The sequence below is a fragment of the Trebonia sp. genome (genome assembly GCF_030042015.1).
Classification (GTDB): Bacteria; Actinomycetota; Actinomycetes; order Streptosporangiales; family Streptosporangiaceae; genus Trebonia.
In genome coordinates this window covers 17,351-37,770 of sequence record NZ_JASIAL010000015.1, presented here as the reverse complement: position 1 = coordinate 37,770, position 20,420 = coordinate 17,351, and the positions used below count along the sequence as shown (strand labels likewise).

General features: G+C 70.7%; 20 protein-coding genes and 1 pseudogene. 13 read left to right on the top strand and 8 right to left on the bottom strand.

The genetic code is table 11. The features are described from left to right. Positions 1-348, top strand: a pseudogene (locus Q1N79_RS00760) (hypothetical protein); the annotation flags it as partial. Here the strand turns inward: Q1N79_RS00760 and Q1N79_RS00755 are convergent. Beyond that, a complete protein-coding gene (locus Q1N79_RS00755) occupies positions 257-1,705 on the bottom strand; it encodes a S53 family peptidase (RefSeq protein ID WP_300602852.1) in 1,449 nt (482 codons plus the stop codon). The pseudogene Q1N79_RS00760 and the gene Q1N79_RS00755 sit on opposite strands and share 92 nt — an antisense overlap. Positions 1,706-1,985: 280 nt before the next feature. Here Q1N79_RS00755 and Q1N79_RS00750 point away from each other — a divergent pair, with 280 nt between their 5' ends. After that, positions 1,986-3,401: a DUF2254 domain-containing protein gene (locus Q1N79_RS00750; RefSeq protein ID WP_300602850.1), complete on the top strand. Its 1,416-nt coding sequence runs from the start codon at positions 1,986-1,988 to the stop codon at positions 3,399-3,401. 17 nt (positions 3,402-3,418) lie between these two features. Here Q1N79_RS00750 and Q1N79_RS00745 read toward each other — a convergent pair whose 3' ends face one another. Together Q1N79_RS00745 and aspS are read right to left on the bottom strand one after the other, a co-directional pair. Beyond that, entirely contained in the window at positions 3,419-4,180 is a 762-nt protein-coding gene (locus Q1N79_RS00745; protein WP_300602847.1) for a DUF4118 domain-containing protein, read from the bottom strand. Between the two features lie 114 nt (positions 4,181-4,294). Beyond that, a complete protein-coding gene (aspS, locus tag Q1N79_RS00740) occupies positions 4,295-5,584 on the bottom strand; it encodes an aspartate--tRNA(Asn) ligase (RefSeq protein ID WP_300602845.1) in 1,290 nt (429 codons plus the stop codon). Between the two features lie 98 nt (positions 5,585-5,682). On the opposite strand from aspS, the gene Q1N79_RS00735 reads away from it, so the two are divergent. Next, positions 5,683-6,351 carry an LON peptidase substrate-binding domain-containing protein gene (locus Q1N79_RS00735; RefSeq protein WP_300602842.1) on the top strand — a complete coding sequence of 223 codons (669 nt, stop codon included), beginning with the start codon at positions 5,683-5,685 and terminating at the stop codon, positions 6,349-6,351. Positions 6,352-6,358: 7 nt separating this feature from the next. Here the strand turns inward: Q1N79_RS00735 and Q1N79_RS00730 are convergent, their stop codons facing one another. Further along, positions 6,359-7,204: an amidohydrolase family protein gene (locus tag Q1N79_RS00730; RefSeq protein WP_300602839.1), complete on the bottom strand. Its 846-nt coding sequence runs from the start codon at positions 7,202-7,204 to the stop codon at positions 6,359-6,361. A gap of 60 nt (positions 7,205-7,264) precedes the next feature. Here Q1N79_RS00730 and Q1N79_RS00725 point away from each other — a divergent pair, with 60 nt between their 5' ends. From Q1N79_RS00725 to Q1N79_RS00715, 3 genes are all read left to right on the top strand, one after another. Beyond that, positions 7,265-7,858 (top strand): hypothetical protein, encoded by a 594-nt coding sequence (locus tag Q1N79_RS00725; RefSeq protein WP_300602837.1) that lies wholly within the window; start codon positions 7,265-7,267, stop codon positions 7,856-7,858. Between the two features lie 203 nt (positions 7,859-8,061). Next, positions 8,062-8,841, top strand: coding sequence for a hypothetical protein (locus Q1N79_RS00720; RefSeq protein WP_300602834.1), 780 nt, complete (start codon positions 8,062-8,064; stop codon positions 8,839-8,841). 94 nt (positions 8,842-8,935) lie between these two features. After that, positions 8,936-9,730, top strand: coding sequence for a sulfite exporter TauE/SafE family protein (locus tag Q1N79_RS00715; RefSeq protein ID WP_300602833.1), 795 nt, complete (start codon positions 8,936-8,938; stop codon positions 9,728-9,730). Positions 9,731-9,771: 41 nt separating this feature from the next. Here Q1N79_RS00715 and Q1N79_RS00710 read toward each other — a convergent pair whose 3' ends face one another. Further along, positions 9,772-10,884 carry an NDMA-dependent alcohol dehydrogenase gene (locus Q1N79_RS00710; RefSeq protein ID WP_300602830.1) on the bottom strand — a complete coding sequence of 371 codons (1,113 nt, stop codon included), beginning with the start codon at positions 10,882-10,884 and terminating at the stop codon, positions 9,772-9,774. 129 nt (positions 10,885-11,013) lie between these two features. Between Q1N79_RS00710 and Q1N79_RS00705 the strand changes: the two genes are divergently transcribed. Both Q1N79_RS00705 and ligD read left to right on the top strand, forming a co-directional pair. Further along, a complete protein-coding gene (locus Q1N79_RS00705; protein WP_300602826.1) occupies positions 11,014-11,652 on the top strand; it encodes a DUF998 domain-containing protein in 639 nt (212 codons plus the stop codon). Next, a complete protein-coding gene (gene ligD / locus Q1N79_RS00700; protein WP_300602823.1) occupies positions 11,616-12,611 on the top strand; it encodes a non-homologous end-joining DNA ligase in 996 nt (331 codons plus the stop codon). The genes Q1N79_RS00705 and ligD overlap by 37 nt, the downstream gene beginning before the upstream one ends. Positions 12,612-12,617: 6 nt before the next feature. On the opposite strand, the gene Q1N79_RS00695 is transcribed toward ligD, so the two are convergent. From Q1N79_RS00695 to Q1N79_RS00685, 3 genes are read right to left on the bottom strand one after another with little or no spacing between them, the layout of a single operon-like run. Continuing rightward, positions 12,618-13,574, bottom strand: coding sequence for a PaaX family transcriptional regulator C-terminal domain-containing protein (locus Q1N79_RS00695; protein WP_300602821.1), 957 nt, complete (start codon positions 13,572-13,574; stop codon positions 12,618-12,620). Between the two features lie 2 nt (positions 13,575-13,576). Continuing rightward, the gene (locus Q1N79_RS00690; protein WP_300602818.1) at positions 13,577-14,620 is read right to left on the bottom strand and encodes an amidohydrolase family protein; all 1,044 of its coding nucleotides are present in this window, start codon (positions 14,618-14,620) and stop codon (positions 13,577-13,579) included. Between the two features lie 14 nt (positions 14,621-14,634). Further along, positions 14,635-15,735, bottom strand: a complete 1,101-nt coding sequence (locus tag Q1N79_RS00685; RefSeq protein ID WP_300602815.1) for a zinc-binding dehydrogenase — start codon at positions 15,733-15,735, stop codon at positions 14,635-14,637. A 430-nt stretch (positions 15,736-16,165) separates the two neighbouring features. Here Q1N79_RS00685 and Q1N79_RS00680 point away from each other — a divergent pair, with 430 nt between their 5' ends. The 5 genes from Q1N79_RS00680 to Q1N79_RS00660 all read left to right on the top strand — a co-directional run bounded on the left by Q1N79_RS00680 (position 16,166) and on the right by Q1N79_RS00660 (position 20,402). Beyond that, positions 16,166-16,717, top strand: a complete 552-nt coding sequence (locus Q1N79_RS00680) for a UGSC family (seleno)protein (RefSeq protein WP_300602812.1) — start codon at positions 16,166-16,168, stop codon at positions 16,715-16,717. Next, on the top strand, positions 16,714-17,799 hold the full coding sequence (locus tag Q1N79_RS00675; RefSeq protein WP_300602809.1) for a hypothetical protein: 1,086 nt from the start codon (positions 16,714-16,716) through the stop codon (positions 17,797-17,799). Before Q1N79_RS00680 ends, Q1N79_RS00675 begins: the two co-directional genes overlap by 4 nt. Next, positions 17,796-18,023, top strand: coding sequence for a hypothetical protein (locus Q1N79_RS00670; protein ID WP_300602807.1), 228 nt, complete (start codon positions 17,796-17,798; stop codon positions 18,021-18,023). Before Q1N79_RS00675 ends, Q1N79_RS00670 begins: the two co-directional genes overlap by 4 nt. After that, positions 18,020-18,880 (top strand): SDR family oxidoreductase, encoded by an 861-nt coding sequence (locus tag Q1N79_RS00665; RefSeq protein ID WP_300602804.1) that lies wholly within the window; start codon positions 18,020-18,022, stop codon positions 18,878-18,880. Before Q1N79_RS00670 ends, Q1N79_RS00665 begins: the two co-directional genes overlap by 4 nt. A 400-nt stretch (positions 18,881-19,280) precedes the next feature. Then, positions 19,281-20,402: a 5-methyltetrahydropteroyltriglutamate--homocysteine S-methyltransferase gene (locus Q1N79_RS00660; RefSeq protein ID WP_300602801.1), complete on the top strand. Its 1,122-nt coding sequence runs from the start codon at positions 19,281-19,283 to the stop codon at positions 20,400-20,402. Positions 20,403-20,420 lie beyond the last annotated feature (18 nt).

Here is a 20,420-nt window from a genome sequence, read left to right as displayed (position 1 = left end):
CTGGGCAGCGCGCTGTCGCGCACCTGGTGGCCGCTGGCCATCCCGGCGGCGATCGCCCTGCCGAGGCTGCGGGTCCCGGTGGCCGCGCTGATCCTCGCCCCGCCGCTGCTCGACTGGGCCGCCCGCCGCCCGCCGCTCGACCCCGCCCGCTACGTGGCGGCCAGGCTGCTCGACGACGCCGCCTACAGCGCGGGCGTCTGGCACGGCTGCGCCAGGCGCCGCACGATCGCCCCGCTGCTTCCGGTCATTAGCGGCGTTAGCCGGCGAGGGACGCTAGTTCGGGGACGAACAACGCCCCGTTTACCGTGCCGAGCCCCGCCGCCAGGCTGTAACCGTGCCGGGCGGTGAAACCATGGATCGTGTACAGGTGGTGGTTCTGCGTGAACGAGACCGTGTTGTTTCCCGAGGTAACGTCCACGATTCCGGGGAGCTGCCGCGCCGACATCTCGTACAGGGCCGGGTTGATCAGCCCGAGCGGATGACCCGCGAACTGGTCCGCGAGTGCCACGATCCCCGCGAAGAGCGGGGTGGCCTCGCTCGTGCCGCACACCGGGTACCAGCCCGCCTTCTGCCCGCCGAAACTCTGGTACGTGTCGACGGACCCGTTGCAGGCCGCGCTCATCGAGATGTCAGGCACACCGCGCCTGCTCCCCACGACGCTGCTAACGCTGTCCTGGTACGCCGGGCGGGTGAAGAAGATGGACTTCCCGCCGCCGCCTGCCAGCGGGTTTGGCCCCTTGTTGCCGAAGATGAGGCGCTGGGTCGGCACGTTGTAGGTGTCGTTCCAGACGGTGTCCGGCGAGGTGTGCTCACCCTTCGCGTTCAGGTGCAGCTGGGTGCCGCCCACGCCGGTCACGAGCGGATCGCTGTCCGGCCAGGACGTGACGGGGTACAGGTAGTACGTCGTCTCGTTGAGACCAACGTCCGCCACGCCGCTGTCGCCAGCGGCCGCGAGAACGGTCACGTGGTGGCTGTACGCGTCGGTGTACGCGCCGCGCAGGGCCATGAGGGACGCCTTCGACGGGAATGTCTCCTCGGTCGCGCTGAAGCTCTGGCTGATCACGTCGCCGAGCTTGTGGTTGATCACGTACTCTTCCGCCTTCACGATCTGCGGGAAGCCGGTCACGCCCTCGGTCTCCGACACCGGAGTCTCGACGAGCAGGATGCTGGCGTCCGGGGCGATCGTGTGGGCGTACTCAACGTCCAGCGTGGTTTCCCCGGCCCAGCCGACCATGTCGCTGTTTTTCGGGTTGTAGCGCGGGACCGCGCCGGCCGGCGTGATGATCCGGAGCGATGGCGGGGCCGGCAAGCCGAACTGCTTGTCAAAGACCCCCAGATCATGCGCGATCGTCGGCGACCCGAACGAATCGACGATCACGATCGTCGTGCCCGCGCCGTCTATCCCCTTGTCGTACAGCGGCGGCAGGTTGTAGGCCTGCTGGATCTGCGCCGGCTCGTAGCACGCGATGTGATAAGCCTTCTCGCACTGTGCCGTCGTCTGCGGCTGCCCGGCGGCGTCCCCCATGCGCACCACCCCTGGCTTGATGACGACCGTCGCCTGCCGTGGCGCCGCCGGCGCTGCGGCAGTCAACTGCGCGGCAGGCGGCTGCGCGGCGGTCGGCACGCTCAGGGCCGCCAGTGCGCCGAGCCCGGCGACTAGGGCGCTGGCGCTGGCGACGAACGCGGTCCTCTTCCGCAGGCGCATAAAACCCCTCCTCGCTGTAAGCCACTCCGGGCGGCAGCCGCGTGCCGATGCGGGGTCTAGTCCACGCAAGCCAGTAATCCGCCATCAGGGACGCTAACACGCGCTGGCTCGCTCGGTGCGCACTTCACAGGCCACAGGCCTCGACGCTACCGCGCCAGCCGGCATCGTAGGCCGAACGGCCGGGGCCGCGTCAACACCTGGGACCTCTGGCCGGATATCCTTGCCTGCAGGTGAGCCGGGAAGTCTGGTCGGCACAGCTTCGACCGGGACTAGGCAGGCAATGACCATGGGGCTCAGGCAGTTCCTCGCCGAGTCGGACTGGCGTGAGGAGACGCTCCGCACGAACCTGTGGCTGATCCCGGCGGTCGAGAGCGTGGCGGCGGTCGTGCTGTTCGTCGTGACGCTGAGCATCGACCGGGCCGCCCTCCACGGCGAGATCAGCCTGCCGTCCTGGGTGATCAGCGGCTCACCCGACGCCGCACGGCAGATCCTCGCGGCGCTCGCCGCGGCGATCATCACGGTCGTCGGCGTCGTGTTCTCGATCATCCTGGTGACGCTGACGCTCGCCTCGACCCAGTTCGGTCCGCGGATGCTGCGCACGTTCATCAGGGACCGGGGCACGCAGCTGACGCTCGGGACGTTCGTCGCGACGTTCTTCTACGCGGTGCTCGTGCTCATCTCGATCGGCACCACGTTCGTGCCGCACCTGTCGGTGACCGTGGCGCTCGCGCTCACCGCGATCGACCTTGGCGTGCTCATCTACTTCATCCACCACGTCGCGACCTCCATCCAGCTGCCCGAGGTCATCGCCAGCATCGCCCGCGACCTGGCCGGCGCGCTCAAGGCCGAGACCGCCGGGCCCGCCAGGTACGCCGAGACCGCCGGGGCCGCCGGGGACGCCGGCCTCGTCAACGGCCCCGCGCTTGACGTCCTGCGGGCCCGGCTCGACCGGGCAGGCAAGGTCGTCACCGCTCCTGTCGGCGGTTACCTGCGCTTCGTCCGGCACGCCACGCTGGTGCGGATAGCGGCCGAATACGACGCCGTCATCCGGCTGCACTACCGCCCCGGGCACTACCTGACGCACGGGCACCCGATGGCCACCGTGTGGCCCCCCGAGGTGGCGGACAAGATCGGCCGCCGGCTGGAGCGCGTGCACATCACCGGGCCGCTGCGCACGCTCAGCCAGGACATCGCCTTCGGCTTCGACCAGCTGGCCGAGATCGCCATCCGCGCGCTTTCGCCCGCGGTCAACGACACTTTCACGGCGATGACGTGCATCGACTGGCTCGGGGACAGCTTGTGCACGATCGCCGTGACGTGGTACCCGCCGGTGTTCCACCGCGACCGGCGTGGCGAGATCCGCCTGATCACCGCCCCGGTCAGCTACGAACGGCTGGTGCAGCGGTCCTTCGAGAAGATCCGCCAGGCGGCCGGCGGCATGCCGGCGGTGCTGATCAGGCAGCTGGACGCGCTCTACAAGATCATGGCGGTGGCGCCAGCAGGCCGCTGGCAGGTCCTGCTCGACCAGGCGGCCATGATCCAGCGGGTGAACCTGCGCACGGTCCCCGAGGCGGCCGACCAGGCCGACGTCACCGCCCGCTACGACGCGCTGCTCGCGCTGCACGCCCGGGCGATGTCCGCCAGCGCGGACGCACATCAGGACGCGCGGCCGGACGCGGCGCCAGGCGCCGGCTGAACCCCTGCCGCCGGGCCCTACCGGTGGCCCGCCATCCGGCGCCCGGCCAGCGCGGCGCCGACCTGGTCCGCCAGGGCCACCGCGACGAGGCGCTGCTCCCGCGTGGGATGCGCGCCCCGGCCGGGAGTGAGCAGGAACCGGCCCTGCAGCAGGCCGCCCGCCTCGACGAGAAGCTCGGTGCCGGTGCTCATCGGCAGCCCCTCGTGGTCGGCGTCCCAGATCGCGTCGCCGAACGCCACCCGGCCGTCGCGCAGCAGCCGCGGCGGGCTGCCGATCCCGGCGAGGCCGTCCTGATACCGGCAGGCCGACAGCGACAGCAGCCGGGTCAGCTGGCCGCACACCTGGTCGATGAGCGCCCTCGGCTCGCCGCCGGTGGCCACCGCGCGGGCGGCCGCGTTGATCCCGTCCAGGTAACCGGCCCGGCGGGCGGCGGCCGCGTGGTAGCGGCGTTCGCGCACCGCGATCTCGGTCACCGCCGCGCCCACCGCGAGGATCAAGACGGTGGTCTCGATGTCGGTGTGCCTGGTGATGGTGAACCGCTCGTACGGCATCGTGAGGAAGAAGTCGAACCACACCGCCGCCGACACCGCGGCGAGGAACCCGGCCAGCCGGTTGCCGGTCGCCGCGACCGCGACGATCACCAGCACGAGGGCAAGCGCCGCGTCGGTGTTGGGGAAGCTCGCGCGAAACGGCACAAGGACGGCCGTCAGCGCCAGCGGCGCCGCCAGCCCCGCCAGCTCCGCCGCGCGATCCCGGCTGATCTGCCATCTCATGCTCATATCGCGCTCCGGGGTCAACTGCCTGCGAGCCTAGTTCGCGCCCCAGCCCCCGCCAAGGACCATCATCCCGAACGATCCCGGCCGTCTGTCCCGGCCCACGGGCTGCGCACCCGGCTAAGGCGTCAGCCGGTTCGGCCCGCGGAACAGGAACGTCGCCTCCCGAATGGAGTCAAGCCCGAGCAGCGCCATCAGCAGCCTGCCAAGGCCCAGGCCCAGGCCGCCGTGCGGCGGGCAGCCGTACCTGAAGCAGTTCAGGTAGTCCCGCATCGGCCCTGTGCCCACCCCTTTCTCCGCGGCCTGCCTGACCAGGACGTCGTAGCGGTGCTCGCGCTGCGCGCCCGTGGTGATCTCCAGGCCCCGAAACAGCAGGTCGAAGCCGCACGTCAGGTCCGGTTCGCCGGCCGGGCGCATGTGGTAGAAGGGCCGGACGCTCGCCGGGTACCCGGTGACGAAGACGAACTCGTGCCCGGTGCGCTCCGTGACCCGCGCCGCCACGGCGCGCTCTCCGGCCGGGTCCAGGTCCGCCCGGGCGCCGGGCGCGCCGAGGATCTCGTGCGCCTGCGCCATCGTGATCCGCGGGAACGGCACGGCCGGCACCGTCACCCGCGTCCCGCACAGCTCGCTGATCTGCTCGCCGTGCCCGGCGGCGACCGCGGCGAGCACGTGCGCGAGCATCCGCTCCTCGAAATCCATCACGTCCTCGACGTCGGCGATCCAGGCCAGTTCGACGTCCACGCCGGTGAACTCCGTGGCGTGCCGGGCGGTGAACGACGGCTCGGCGCGGAACACCGGGCCGACCTCGAAGACGCGGTCGATGCCGGCCGCGATCGCCATCTGCTTATAGAACTGCGGTGACTGCGCCAGGTAGGCGCGGCGGCCGAAGTAGCCGACCTCGAACACCTCGGCCCCGGACTCCGACGCGCTGCCCATGAGCTTGGGCGTGTGCATCTCGGTGCAGCCGGCCGCGTAGGCGAACTCGCGCATCGCCCGCTCGGCGGTGGTCTGCACTTCGAACACGAGCCGCGCGGCGGGGCGGTGGCGGACGTCGAGGAAGCGCCAGTCCAGCCGTCCCTCAGGCCCGGTCCTGTCGTCGACAGGCAGCGGCGTGGCGGCACGGTTCTCGACGGTGACCCGCTCAGGGATCAGCTCAAGGCCGCCCAGGTTCACCACCGGGTTGTCGCTCACCCGGCCGGTGACGCGGACGGCCGATTCCGGGGTGAGCCCGTCGAGTTCTGCATCGAGGGCGGTTCCGTCGCGCCGGTGCGTCACCTGCACGGTGCCGCTGTGATCCCGCACGAGCACGAACTGCATGGCGCGCTGCAGGCGCAGGGTGGCGGCCCAGCCCGCGATCGTGACGGTTTGCCCGATGTGGTCCCGCAAGCGCGCGACCGGTACGCGGATCATGGCCACCGAGGTTAGGGACCGCGCGGCGGCGCGGCAACGAAATTACCGGCCGCGGCGCTTCTCACCCCGGCGGCCCATGCCGAATAATGTCGACAACTATGAGTGCGATGCTGCCGCTGTTCCCGCTGAGTACGGTGCTGTTTCCCGGGATGCGCCTGCCGTTGCACATCTTCGAGCAGCGCTACCTGCAGCTCGTGCGCCACCTGCTCGACCAGCCGGAACCGAGGCAGTTCGGGGTGGTCGCGATCCGCAAGGGGCGGGAGACCGGCGAAGACGGGGTGACCGCGCTCTACGAAGTCGGCTGCGTGGCGGCCGTGCGGCAGGCCAAGCCGCGCGAGGATGGCCGGTTCGACCTGGCGACCGTCGGCCGGCAGCGGTTCCGGCTGCTGCGGGTGGACCGGTCGCTCCCGTACCTGCAGGGCGAGATCGAGCCGCTCCCCGACGAAACGGGCGACCCGGCGGCGGCGCAGCTGGCGACGCAGCGGGTGCAGACCGCGTTCCGCCGCTACCTGAACGCGCTCGCCGACCGGGGCGGGGGAGTGATCAGCGTGGCCGACCTCCCGGATGACCCGCTGCTGCTCTCCTACGTCGTCGCCGCCGCGGTGATCATCGACCTGCCCGAGCGGCAGTCGCTGCTCGCCGCGCCGGACGCCGCGACCCGGCTGCGAGCCGAGCGCTCACTGCTGGTCAGGGAGACCGGCATGCTGCGCGCCACCACCTCGCGGCCGGCGCCGGACTTGCGCCACGAGCCGTACAGCCCGAACTGACCGCGCCTCATGCCCGGTTCGCCGGCAGCCCGAGGATGCGGGCGGCGTTGTCATGCAGCAGCGCGCCGCTGGCCAGGCCGAGCTCGTCGAGTTCGGCCAGGCAGCGTTCCGGGGTGAGGAACGGGAAGTCGCTGCCCCACACGAACTGCCCGGACAGCCGTCCCTTGAGCTCGCGGACGACGTCGGCAGGGATGCGCTTCGGCGACCAGCCGGAGATGTCAACGTAGACGTTGGTCTTGTGCAGCGCCACCGCGATCAGGTCCATGTGCCATGGCCAGCCGAAATGCGCGGCCACCACGGTCAGCCGCGGGTGCGCCGCCGCCACCGCGTCGAGCTTGAGCGGATGGGAGTAGTCGATCCTGATGCCCTGCCCGCCGGGCTGGCGGGCGCCGATCCCGCTAGTCCCCGTGTGGAACAGCGCGAGCAGGCCGTGCTCCTCGCAGGCGGCGAACACCGGCCAGAACCGCTCGTCATCGGGGGCGAAGGCCTGCAGCGACGGGTGGAACTTGACCCCGCGCAGCCCGAGCGCGGCGATCCGCGCCACCTCGGCGACCGCGGCCTCCCCTTTGTGCGGGTCGACCGAACCGATCCCGGTGAACGCGTCCGGGTACCGCTCGCAGGCGGCGGCGACGGTCTCGTTCGGCACCCGGGGCCGGCCGGTGGCGGTCTCGGCGTCCCAGGCGAGCAGCACGGCCATCACCTCAAGCGCGCGGTACTTGTCGGCGAGCTCGCCGAGCGACTGCCGCTGCACGGTCGAGCGGAAGTAGGCCTGCGCCGCCTCGACGTAACCCGCCATGCTGCCGTCCAGCCAGTCCGGAGTCGGCAGGTGCACGTGGAAGTCAATGGCCCGCATCCAGGCCATGGTACGGCGGTGCGATGCTTGTCGTGACGGCTTGTCGTCAGGAGGCGAGCGATGGCTGCACCCGGCGCGGACGTCCTGGACGAGGGGCTGACCAGGATCGCCAGGACCGGCCCTGAGTTCGGCGGCGGCCTGTCCAGCCACGCGCCGATGGCGGCGGAGGCGCTGGTCCGCCTCGGCCGCGCCGAGGCGGTGGAGCCCTGGCTCGACGGGTACCTGCGGCGGCTGGACGCCGCGCCGCGCGGGACGGACCGGATCACCGGCCAGACCTGGCGGGACGCGCTCGGCGTGCCCAGCCGGGTTGGCGACTGGGAGGCCTACCTCCGCGACCAGCTGGCGCAGCAGCCCTGGCGCGACGTGCTCGCCCGCTGGTGGCCGCGGCTGCTGCCGGGCGCGGTCGCCCGCCCCACCTACGACGCGCTGTGGCAGGTCTGCGCCGCGCTGCACGCGGTGTACGCAGGGGGAGTGGTGCCGCAGGCACTGCCAGCAGGGGTGCCTGCGGACCCGGACGCGGTCACCGACCGGGCCGTCGCCACGGGCGACGAGCACGCGATCAAGCTGACCGAGGCCTGCCTGCGGCTGCACGAGGAAATCCCCGACCCGGTCTTCCTGCACGCCGCCGCCCGCGCCAGCGACCTCCTCGGCTAGCGCTGCCCCGCCGCAGGCGGCCGACTGAATGTCACATTCAGCCGCCTATAACCGGCTCGATGCAACATTCATCCGCCGTCGGCCGGAGCGCGGCTCAGGCGACCCGGACGTCCGGGAGGCGGCTGATCACAATGCTGGCTGGAGGGACTGGTAACAGCGGTCAGTGCTCGTGGATGATGACAGCGACCGTGGAAGGAGCACTCATGAGCGACCAACCCCCACCCTGGCAGGCGCCGCCGCCGTGGCAGGCGCCAGCGGCCGCGCAGCCGCAGTATTATCCGGGGCCAGGGACGATGCCGGGCCCGCAGCAGATGCCTGGCCTGCCGCCGCCGCCCGCCGCCGAGCGCGTCCGCCTCGCGGCGTGGCGGCGGAGCCAGACCGACTACATCTTCGGCTACTGGTCGGCGCTCGGCTGGACCATCCTGACCTTCGGGATCTTCGGGTTCTACGTGTTCTACCAGCTCGTCAGCCGGATGCGCGACCACAACGCGCGCCGGCTCGAGCTCCTGGACGCGGCGACCACCGTGGCCTGGGAACAGGCCGGGCGGCACGGCCTTCAGCAGGAACTGACCCCTTCCTTCCAGCGGGCCGCCGGCCACCTGGCGGTGCTGCGCCAGATGACAGCCGACTTCCGCGACCCCACGATCTGGCTGCTGTTCAGCATCCTGGCGCGGGGCATCGCGGAAATCGTCGGCTTCGTGCTGCTCGACCAGGACCTCGTCAAGCACGGCCAGGCCGAAGCCGGCGCCGGGTACGAGCTGTCGGTGATCTACGGTCGGCTGGGCCAGCAAGTGCCTTTCCCTGAGCAGGGCCAGCTGAAGCGGCCGGACAATTACGCCGGCCGGATCGTGGCGACGATCTTCACCTTCGGCATCTACATGTTCTGGTGGTACTACGACCAGATGGAGGAGCCGAACAAGCACTTCGCCGCCAACTGGGTGCAGGAGGACTATCTCGCGAACGCCGTCGCCGCGCTCGGCTGAGGCGATGCGCGACAGGGTGCTGCCAACGGTTGCGCGGCGCAATATTGCTGGTCAGCGGCTGTTTTGCGGGTCGTGGCATGGTTACCGTGACTCTGTGCTTGGCCCAGGCTGGACCGAGGTCGTGGCCCTGGCCGCGGCGTACGCGATCTCGGTGGTGTCGACTCCGGCCGGTATCTCGGGAGCGGTGCTGCTGCTGCCGTTCCAGGTCAGCGTGCTGGGCACGCCGAGCCCGTCGGTGACCCCCACCAACCTGCTGTACAACGTCGTGTCGACCCCGGGGGCGCTGTTCCGCTACTGGCGGCAGGGGCAGACCGGCGGACGGCTGGCCTTGGTGCTCATCGCCGGAACACTGCCTGGCGTGGTCGCGGGATCGTTCATCCGCGTGAAGCTGATTCCCGGCCCGCGCGTCTTCGACGTGGTGGTTGCGGCGGTCTTGGTCCCGCTGGGCGCGTGGCTTTCGCTCTCCCGGCCAGCCCGCACCCATCAACCTGGCCGTCGGGTCTGGCAGATCCCGGCTCTGGCGCTGGTGGTCCTGGCTGCGCTGGTGGGGTGCGTGGGCGGGATCTACGGGATCGGCGGCGGCGCGATCCTGGCACCGATCCTGCTCGGGTCGGGCCGCAAGCCGCCCGAGGTCGCCCCGGCCGCGCTGGCCTCGACGTTCGTGACCTCGGCCGGGGGCGTGATCACGTTCGCCATCTTGTCCCTGCACCAGCACACGTCGGTGGCTCCGGACTGGCCGACCGGTATCGCCCTGGGTCTGGGAGGCCTGGCCGGTGGTTATACCGGTGCGCGTATTCAGTCCCGGATGCCTGATCTTGTGATCCGCCGCCTGGTCGGCGTCCTGATCATCGCGATCGGGGCCTATTACCTCTCCTCAGGCCTGCGCTGACCCGTGGGTGCGGCGCTCGCGGGCGCCGCACCCACAGAAGGTCAGTGCTCGTGGATGATGACGCCCCGGATGTTGCGGCCCGCCATCATGTCCTCGTAGCCCCGGTTGACCTCGTCGAGCCGGTACTTGGTCGTGATCAGCTCGTCCAGCTTGAGCTTGCCGGCCCGGTACAGCTCGATCATCCGGGGGATGTCATCGAACGGGTTGCCGCTGCCGAACAGCGCGCCCTGCAGCCGCTTCTCGAACGCCGTCAGCTCGAAGCCTGAGACGTGCACCGTCTTCGTCGCGAGCCCGCCCATGCCGGTCAGGACGACGATGCCGCGCTTGCGGACCGCGGCGAACGCCGCCGAAACGACTTCCTCGGTCACCACGCCCACCGTGATCAGCGACTGGTCCGCGCCGACGCCGTACGTCAGCTGCTGCGCCAGCTCGTGCGCCTCCTCCGCGGACGCCACCGCGTGTGTCGCGCCCAGCGAAAGCGCCGTGGTGCGCTTGAACTCCACCGGGTCCACCGCGATGACGTACCGCGCCCCGGCGTGCGCGGCGCCCTGCACCGCGTTGATGCCGACCCCGCCGACGCCGTACACGATCGTCGTGTCGCCTGGGCGCACCTCGCCCGCCTTCACCGCGGTGCCGAAGCCGGTGGGCACACCGCAGCCCACCAGCACCACGACGTCGAGCGGCAGGTCGTCCTCCACCTTCACCGCCGACGCCTCGGATATCACGGCGTACTGCGAGAACGTGCCGAGCAGGCACATCTGCCCGAAGTCCGTCGATCCCTCGTGGTAGCGGTACGTGCCGTCGGGCAGGGAGTTGTCCACAAGGAACCGGCCCAGGTCGCACAGGTTCGTCTGGCCGCGAGAGCAGAACCGGCAGTGCCCGCAGACGGGCAGCCACGACGTGACCACGTGGTCGCCGACGGCCAGCCGGGTGACGCCAGGACCCACCTTCTCCACGATTCCGGCGCCCTCGTGGCCGCCGACGATCGGGTACCTGACCGGGATGTCCCCGGTGCGCAGGTGGTCGTCCGAATGGCACAGGCCCGACGCGACGAACCGGACGAGGACCTCGAAGGCCTTCGGCTCGTCGAGGTCGAGCTCGACGATCTCGAAGTCCTTGCCGACGTCCCTGAGCACCGCTGCTCGTGTCTTCATGCACGCCCTCCCGGGAAATAACGCAGTTTGCCAGCCATTATCCGCCTGACGGCGCCGACCGTCACTATGCATCGCGCACCAAACGACCCGTCCGCTTACTTGTGCTACTCCCCTTCTAGGGTGGTAGCCGTGCGCGATGTGCCTTGGTGGGGCGTGGTCTCGTCGGCCGCGTCCCCGGTGCTGCTGATCGGCGGGTGGACGGTTGCCGCCAAGCTGCAGCCGGCGTCCTTCGACCCCGTGGCGGACACCGTCAGCGCGCTCATGGCCCCGGGCGCGACCGACCGGTGGGTGATGATCCTGGCCTTCCTCGTGGTCGGGGTCTGCGATGTCGTGACCGGGGTCGCGCTGCGCCCGGCCGCGCCGGCCGGGCGGGCGATCCTGATCGCGGGCGCGCTCGCGGGCATGATGGTGGCGGCCAACCCCGAGCACCCCGTGGGCACGTCGGTTCCGCATGTCGTCTGGGCTTCGCTTGGGTTGGCGGGACTGGCGGCGTGGCCCGCGGCCGCGTGGCGCCGCGGTCCGGCGGTGCCGTGGAGCCTGCGCCGGGCCGTGTGCCTCGCCGTCATCGCCGTCCAGCTCATCCTGCTGGCCTGGTTCGTCGCGGAGCTGGTCACCGGCGCCGGGCAGGCCGGCCTGGCGGAGCGTGTCGTGGGAGCGGCGCAGGCGCTGTGGCCGTTGGCGGTGGTGCTGTCCGCGAATATGGGTATTGCCCGCAGGGGAGGTGAGGCGCGGTGCCAGCAGGACCGGACACCGATCCACCCGGCGTGAGCGGCGGCCCGCCGTCGTGGGCGGAACCCGAGCTTGCCACGCTGACCAGTGCCCGGTTCTCCGACCCGGCCTGGATTTTCGAGCGCAAGCTTGACGGCGAACGCTGCCTCGGCTTCGCCCGCTCCGCCGGGGTCGAGCTGCTGACCCGCAGCCGCAACGAGATCACCACGACGTTCCCAGAAGTCGCCAGCGCGCTGGCTGCCCAGCGCGACGGTGACCTGGTGGTGGACGGGGAGATCGTGGCCTTCGACGGCGACCAGACCCGGTTCGAGCGGCTGCAGCACCGGCTCGGCCTGGCACACCCGCCGGACGCGCTGCTGCGCGAGGTTCCCGTCTACTACTACGTGTTCGACGTCCTGTACGCGGAAGGCAGGGACGTCCGGCCGCTGCCGCTCCTTGAGCGGAAGGAGGTCCTCGCCCGCTGCCTTCGCTTCCGCGACCCGCTGCGCTTTACCGAGCACAGGACGGGCGACGGGGAGGCGTTTTACGCGCAGGCGTGCCGTGCGGGCTGGGAGGGCCTGATCGCCAAGCGCGCGGACGCGCCCTACCACGCCGGGCGCAGCCGGGACTGGCTGAAGTTCAAGTGCCTGGGCGGGCAGGAGTTCGTGATCGGCGGCTACACCGATCCGCGGCGGTCCCGTGCCGGGTTCGGTGCGCTGCTGCTCGGCTACTACGACGCCGACGGCGAGCTGGTGTACGCGGGGAAGGTCGGCACCGGATTCGACACGAGGACGCTGCGCGGCCTGGGTGCGCGGCTGGCCGGACTTGAGCGGGACTCCCCGGCGTTCGGCAAGGGGCGGCTGCCCGGGCCCGTCGGCGTGCACTGGGTGCGCCCCGAGCTTGTCGCCCAGGTCGGCTTCGCCGAGTGGACCGACGCCGGCCAGCTTCGCCAGCCGCGCTTCCAGGGCCTGCGTGACGACAAGGACCCGGCCGAGGTGGCCCGTGAGGTGCCCTCGTGACCGAAGCTAGCCCTCGGCGGCGGACAGGGTCAGCTCCGAGCTGTGATAGGCGGCGCGGCACGCCAGCTCGGGGCTGTACCTGGCGATGATCTGCCTGATGCGGCGGGCGGCGAGCGGGCCGAGCAGGTCATAGCAGGCGATGAACAGCTCGCGGGCCACGGCGCGCGGCCACGCGGGCGGCAGCAGCTCGCCGGGCAGGTCCGGGTCCATGGCCGGGAACGCGCGCCACTCGTTCATCACCCGGGTGCGCGCGACCAGCGCGTCCATCGGCGATATCTCGCCCGCCGCGGTCTGGTCGCGCAGCAGTCCGGCGAACGCGATGAACTCCTCGTACCGCTTGCGCAGTCCTTCCAGGTCCCAGGCGCGCGCGGCGATATCCGAAGCCATCCCTGCGCCGGGGACCGCGACCGCGCGGAACGCGGTCGCGGTGCTGATGCCCAGCTCCTTCAGCCGTGCCATCACGCCGTTCGCGTGGTCGCGGGGCGCCACCCACAGGCCGTCGTACAGCGGCGCGAAGCCGAGCCAGCGCAGCGCCTTGCGCAGCTCGTCGCGCGCCGACCGGTGGTCCTCAGGGATCGAGAACGCGACAAGCGACCACATCCCGTCCCACGACGCGCCGGCCGCGCCGAACGAGAAGATGCGCCGCGCCCCGTCGTCGAGCACGTCGGCGGCGCGCGCGCTGAGCCGGACGAACGTCCGCCGCCCGCTGCGCGAGGTCACCAGGAGCCCGTTGCGGGTCATCCGGGAGAGCGCGGCGCGGGCGGCCGAGTCGCTGACGCCGAACTCAGCGAGCAGCGCGACGATCGCCGCCGAGGGCAGCGGTTCTGTTCGCTGCCACCAGTAGTCCCCGAGCAGTGTGAGCAGCAGCCGGGGCGGCCGCTGCGCGACCGGGCCTGGCGAGGTCCACGGCTGCTGGGCGTCACCGTCCTCCAGCTCGTCGAGGTACGTGGAAAGGCTACTCACGGTTACCACGATAACTTTGGCGGCTCGACGCCGAGGAATCGGAAGCAGTTATGCCAGCAGATGTCGGCCAGCTCGGCGTCGGAAAGCCCCATCGATCGCAGCGTCTTGGCGATCGGCTGCTCCCGGGTCATCGCCGGGAAGTCGGAGCCGACGAGCAGCCGGTCGGTGCCGAACATGTCGGCGAGGTACCTGATCGCGCGCCGGTCGAAGACGAGCGAGTCGTAGTAGAACCGGCGGGCGAGCTCGATCGGCCCGCGGGCCGCGAACCAGGGCGCGGCCTCCGGCCGCTCCTCCTCGGGCAGCGGCGGCTCGTCGTTCCACGTGCGGCCCCAGAACCACTGGGCGCGGGTCAGCACGAGCGGGAACCCGCCGCCGGCGTGGCTGAAGGAGATCCGCAGCCCCGGGTATTTCTCCGCGACCCCGCCGGTGATGATAGCCGCGGCGCCGAGCGTCGCCTCCGCGCCGACGCCGAACGTCGCGCCGGCCGGCCCGGGCAGCCGGTCGGAGGGCACCGGCATGCCGTGCACGAACACGGCGCTGCCGAGCCGTTCCGCCTCGGCCCAGAAGCCGTCGAACTGCGGCTCGTGCAGCGACTTCCCGTTGATGTTGGAGGCGATCTCGACGCCGGCCAGGCCTTGCTTCAGCACCTCGGTCAGCTCGGCCGCGGCCATGTCCGGGTCCTGCAACGGCACCGTGCCAAGGCCGTAGAACCGGCTCGGGAACGCGGCGACCAGGCCGGCGATGTACTCGTTGGTGACCCGGCACAGGTCGCGGCCGACCTCGGCGGGGACCCGGTAGTTCAGGATCGCGGGGAACGGTGACAGCAGCTCGGCGTCAAGGCCGCTGGCGGCCGAGGCCGCGAGCCGCTGCTCCGCGTCGAACCAGACCGCCCTCGCCGGGAACCGCATCGGGCCGTTGACCAGGAACCTGCCGCCCGCGACGTCCGGGTTGGGCTCAGTCGACGGCCAGGTCGCCGGGTCGCACCCGGCCGGCGCGGGCCCGAAATCGGCGGGGAAGATGTGTGCGTGCGAGTCGATAACAGGCATTGTGCGTAACCCCTTCACAGGCCCGGCATGATCGCGACGTGGATGCCGTCTTCGCCGGGCACCTCGCCGGCCAGCAGCTGGATGGCGTGCTCCACGCCGTCCAGGCCGAACTTGTGCGTCTGCATCTTGTGCAGCGGGAACCTGCCGGACTCTATCAGCTTGATCGCGTTCTCGTAGCCGGCCGCGTCCACGGAGAACGCGCCTTTCACGGTCAGCGCCTTGTTGATCAGCTTGTCGGTCACCAGCTCGATGTTCTGCTGCCCCTTCAGGCCCGCGAGCACGATCGTGCCGCCCCAGCGGACCGCGTCGATGGCGTCGCGGATGGGCTGGTGGGCCATCGGGGTGAGGTCAAGCACCACGTCGACGCCGTCGCCGCCGGTCAGCTCGCGGACCCGCTCGACCGTGTTCTCCTCCTCGACGTTGATCGCGACATCGGCCCCGAACTCCTTCGCGAGCTCAAGCTTGTTCGCGTCGCGGGTCAGCCCGGTGGCGATGATCGTGCCCGCCCCGACGTAGCGGGAGGCCAGGATCGCGGCCAGGCCGCGCTGGCCGGCGCCGAGCACGAGCACGGTCGAGCCGAGGTGCACGCCGCCGTAGTGCAGCGCCCAGCGCACGCCGGCGCCCAGCGGGTTGTACATGACGGCGATCTCGGCGGGGATGTCGCCCCGCATCGGGTGCACGATCGAGTTCGGGTGCAGGTCGATGTACTCGGCGTAGCCGCCGGTCAGCCGGCCATGGCGCGCGGGCGGGTTGCCGCCGCCGTGGCTGCCGACCCGGTTCTTGCAGTTCATGTAGTTGCCGGCCAGGCACCGGCCGCAGGACCGGCAGGGGATGAGGATCTCCACGGCGACCCGGTCCCCGGCCTGCACGCCCCAGCGGGCGGCGGTCTCGTCGGTGATCTCCTCGATGACGCCTAGGGGCTCATGGCCGGGGATCATCGGCAGCCCGCGGGTGCCCATGGCCCCCTTGTACTGCTCGACGTCGCTGCCGCAGATGCCGCACGCCTCGACCCGCAGCAGCGCGCCTGTGTCGCCGCCGAGCGAGGGCCGGGGATACTCCCGCATCTCCATCTGCCGGGGGCCGGTCTGGACCACGGCCCGCACCATGTCTGCCATCTGCCTAGGACTCCTCGTTGATCTGTCTGATGTCAGCCGCCCGCCTCGTTGGGCCCGGCAACAGCGGTGAGCAGGGGATTTTAGTCCTGGTCATAACCCGCATCTCGCGACCCACGGCTCACGATATATGACACTTGGCGCGACGAGAAGCGCGTGATATGAAAACTATTGTCACGACAGCCACGTGACCGTCTGCCGTGTGTACTAGCACAAAAACTAGGCGAGAGGCCATGCCGGAGGCGATATGAGGACCCGGGCGGCGGTGCTGGGCGGGGGTGGCACGCCCCGGGAGTCGTCGTCGGCTCCAAGCAGTACGCGCCTGACGAAATTAATCAGGGCTATCAGGACCTTATGGATGGTAAGAACATCCGTGGCGGCATCGTCCACGAGTATTGAGCGCCACGGGAAAGGCGAGAAAGGTCGGAGCACCATGCCGAACGCGATCCTGGACCCCACGGGGACCGTCACATCCTCCGCCAAGCCGGCGGCCCCGCGGGCAGCGCGCCCCGCCAGCCTCAAGGGCGCCCGGGTCGGCCTGCTGATCAACACCAAGCAGAACGCCGCGCCCTTCCTCCACGAGGTCGGCCGCCTGCTCGTCGAGAACTACGGCGTCGCCAGCGTGACCGAGCGGACCAAGCTGAACTTCGCCGTGCCCGAGTCCGAGGAAGTGATCAAGGAGCTGGCCGCCGACGCCGACGTGATCGTGACCGGCGTGGGCGACTGCGGCTCGTGCAGCGCGGCCGCCGCCGCCGACGGCGTCGTGCTCGAGGCCGCCGGGCTGCCGACCGCGGTGATCGTCACCACGTCGTTCCGCGCCACCACCGAGGCGATGGCGGAGCTGCGCGGCGCGCCCGGGTTCCCGTACGCCACCACCGAGCACCCGGTCGCCGTGCTCACGCAGGACAAGGTCAAGGAGCGCGCCGCGCTGGTGCTCGACGACGTGGTCGCCCTGCTCACCGACACCGCAGCAAAGCAAGCATGACGCAGCCCGTGCCGGACGCCGTCGCCGCCGCCGTCGTCGAGGCGGCGCCCGATCCCGATGAGGCGCTGCGCGCGATCGAGTACTGCTATGAGCAGGGCTGGTCGGACGGGCTGCCGCTGGTCCCGGTGTCCAAGCCGTACGTGGACCAGTTCCTGGCCACGACGTCGCGGGACCCCGATGAGATCATCGGCTCGCTTGAGCAGGTAGGCCGTGACTGCACGGTCTACCTGGCCGCGGTCAACGCGGCGATGGCGGGCTGCAAGCCTGAGTACTTCCCCGTGGTGCTCGCCGCGTTCGACGCGCTCATGCGCGAGCGCGCCGCGCGCGGCGGCGGCTTCCAGTCAACGAGCGGACCCGCGCCGCTGATCGTGGTCAACGGGCCGATCAGGCACGAGCTCGGCTTCAACACGACGGGCGGGGCGTTCGGTCCCGGATTCAGGCCTAACGCCACGATCCCGCGGGCGGTCGGCCTGATCGTGCGCAACGCGTTCGGCATCAGGCAGCACGTGCTCGGGCAGGCCACCCAGGGCGTGCCGGGCCGGTGGTCGATCTGCATCGCGGAGAACGAGGAAGAGTCCCCGTGGGAGCCGCTCGCCGCGAACGCCGGCCAGCCCGGCGGGGTCAGCGCGGTGTCGGCCACGCTGACCCGCACCTGCGAGTTCATCGACAACCGCGCCACCCCGGTGGTCGAGGAAGTGCTGCGGGACTTCGCCGACACGATCGGCAGGCTCGGCCCGCAGATCTTCCCGCAGACCCCGGTCGCCCTGGTGCTGTGCCCGGAGCACGCGCAGCAGTTCGCCGGCGCCGGCTGGTCCAAGGCGGACGTGCAGAACTGGCTGATCGAGCACTCCGGGCGCACCGCCGGCGAGATGCGGCGGGCGGGCAAGGGCCACGTGCTCCGTTTCGGCGCGAGCGCGGACGCCGAGCCGGTCAGCGACGAGCACTTCCACCGCGTCCTGTCGCAGCCGCGGCAGATCCCGGTCATCGTGGCGGGGGCGAAGAACGCGGGGATTTCAATGGTGGTGCGCATCTTCGGTGAGTGGTCGGGCGTCGCCACACCGGTGGGAGAGAAAATCAAATGAGTTATTCGGAACGGACCGTGGCGCTCGCCCAGACTCTCGAGGCTGACGGCTATCACATGGCCATCGAGGGGGACGACTCCCGCGTGTCGGTCGTGATCACCGCCTCACCCGAGGCCTGCGAGGACTGCCTGGTGCCCAAGGACCTGATGCGCGGCATCCTGAGCAACGCCCTCGGGATGCCGGGCGACACGATCGAGATCATCTATCCGGCGGACCTGCATTGACCACGCGGGTAGCCCTGATAACGGGGTGCGGCAAGCGCGACGGGATGGGCCGCGCGATCGCCAACACGCTCGCCGCGTCCGGGGTGGCCGTCGCGGTCACCGACACGCAGCCCACCGGCGTGCTGAACCGCCGCCAGGAAGTGGTCGGCGCCCCGGACGACGGCTGGGGCGGGCTCGACTCGCTGGTGGCCGAGATCACCGCCGCCGGCGGGACCGCGATGAGCCAGCTCGGCGACATCTCCGACGTCGGCGACGCCCGGCGGATGGTGGACACCGCGGCCGGCTGGCGGGGCCGGCTCGACATCCTCGTCAACGTCGCGGGGGCACCGCAGGGCCTGGACCGGCAGGACATCGAGGACGTGCCGATCGAGGCCTTCGACCGGCAGATCGCGGTGAACCTGCGGGGCACCTACCTGATGTCCAGGTTCGCCGTGCCGCACATGCGGGCGCAGCGCTGGGGCCGGATCATCAACATCTCCAGCCAGGCCGGCCAGGTCGCGGCGGCCATGTCGACCGCGTACTCGGCCTCGAAGGCGGGCATCCTCGGATTCACCCGGGCGCTGTCCGCCGACGTGGCGCCGTGGGGGATCACGGTGAACGCGATCGCGCCGGGGATGGTCGCGACCAGCCGCTCGATGCTGTCCCTCGACCCGGCGCTCGACGTGGACGCGGAGGTCAAGCGGCGCGGCGCCATGCTGGCCGTCGGCCGCTCCGGCTACCCCGAGGACATCGCCGCGGCGGTGGCGTACCTGGCGTCGGACGCGTCCGGTTACATGACCGGCCAGACGCTGGTCCTCGACGGGGGCGGCGCGGGCTCGATGTTCGCGAAAAAGCCGCCAGAGGCCAATCCCGTCTAGCCGGCGATGACACGGGCTGACTGCGGCGGGCGGCGTCAGCCGCGCCGCCGGCTAACAGGCACTTGTATTCGTTGTCATCTGGACGTGATAGTGCTGCGCGAAGAGCGTTTGCGCTGGTGACCTGGTGTGCGCCGGCACCGGCTAAAACCTCCCGACGAGCTGCCGGGTTTCATTCACGAAACGAACTAATTCGAAATATATTCCCTAATGTTAGGCAGCCGCATTTGGTGGTGTGACCCGCGTCAGCCGTCCGCCGGACGGCTGACGCGGGCAAAGTCGCAGGTGGTGTATGAGAAATCATCTGGCGGGATTTCCTTTCCGGCCCGGCAGCCCTGCCCTGGCGCGGCCGCCCCGGATCGTATACGATGCCGGTACCCGTCGCCGACCCTGAGGATGAGCCATGTCGCCGAGGACAACTCCTCCGTTCCGTGCGGACCACGTCGGCAGCCTGCTCCGGCCGCCGGAGCTGCGGCGGGCCCGCGACGACTTCGCGGCGGGGAACATCACCGCGGGCGAGCTGCGGAACGCCGAGGACGCTGCCATCCGCGACGCGGTGGCGCTGCAGCAGGACGTCGGCCTGCGGTCGGTGACCGACGGCGAGTTCCGCCGTCACTCCTGGCACATGGACTTCATCTACCAGATCGGCGGCATCGAGAAGGTGCCAGGGCACCTGCTATCGCGGTTCCGCAACGCCGACGGCACGATCGAGTTCACCCCGGACGCGATCCACGTGAGCCGCCGGGTCAGCATGGACAAGACGATCTTCGGCGACGACTTCGCGTTCCTGCAGTCGATCGCGGGGGACTCGGTCCCGAAGCTCACGATCCCGGCGCCGTCGATGGTGCACTACCGGTCCGGGCTGTCCGCCGTGATCGACCAGTCCGTCTACCCGGACCCCGAGGAGTTCTGGAGTGACGTGTCCGCCGCGTACGCCGAGGAGGTGCGCAGGCTCGGCGAGCAGGGCTGCACCTACCTGCAGATCGACGACACGTCGCTGGCCTATCTCAACGACCCGGCACAGCGCGAGTACATCGCCGAGCGCGGCGAGGACGCCGAGCACATGCACCTGCGCTACATCAGCCTGATCAACGACGCGGTCAAGGACAAGCCGGCCGGCATGACGATCGCCACGCACATGTGCCGCGGCAACTACCGGTCCTCGTGGGTCGCCTCTGGCGGCTACGACTTCGTCGCCGAGGCGATGTTCAGCGAACTCGACGTGGACGGGTTCTTCATGGAGTACGACGACGAGCGGTCCGGCGGGTTCGAGCCGCTGCGCTTCGTCCCCGCGGGCAAGCAGATCGTGCTCGGCCTGGTGACCACCAAGCGGCCGGAACTCGAGTCCAAGGACGAGCTCAAGCGCCGGATCGACGAGGCCGCCACGTACGCGCCGCTCGACCAGCTGTGCCTGTCCGGCCAGTGCGGCTTCTCCTCCACGGTCGAGGGCAACTCGCTCACCCGGGACGAGGAAATCGCCAAGCTCCGCCTCATCGTCGAGACCGCCCGCGAAGTGTGGGGCTGAAGCTACCCCTAGGGTCAA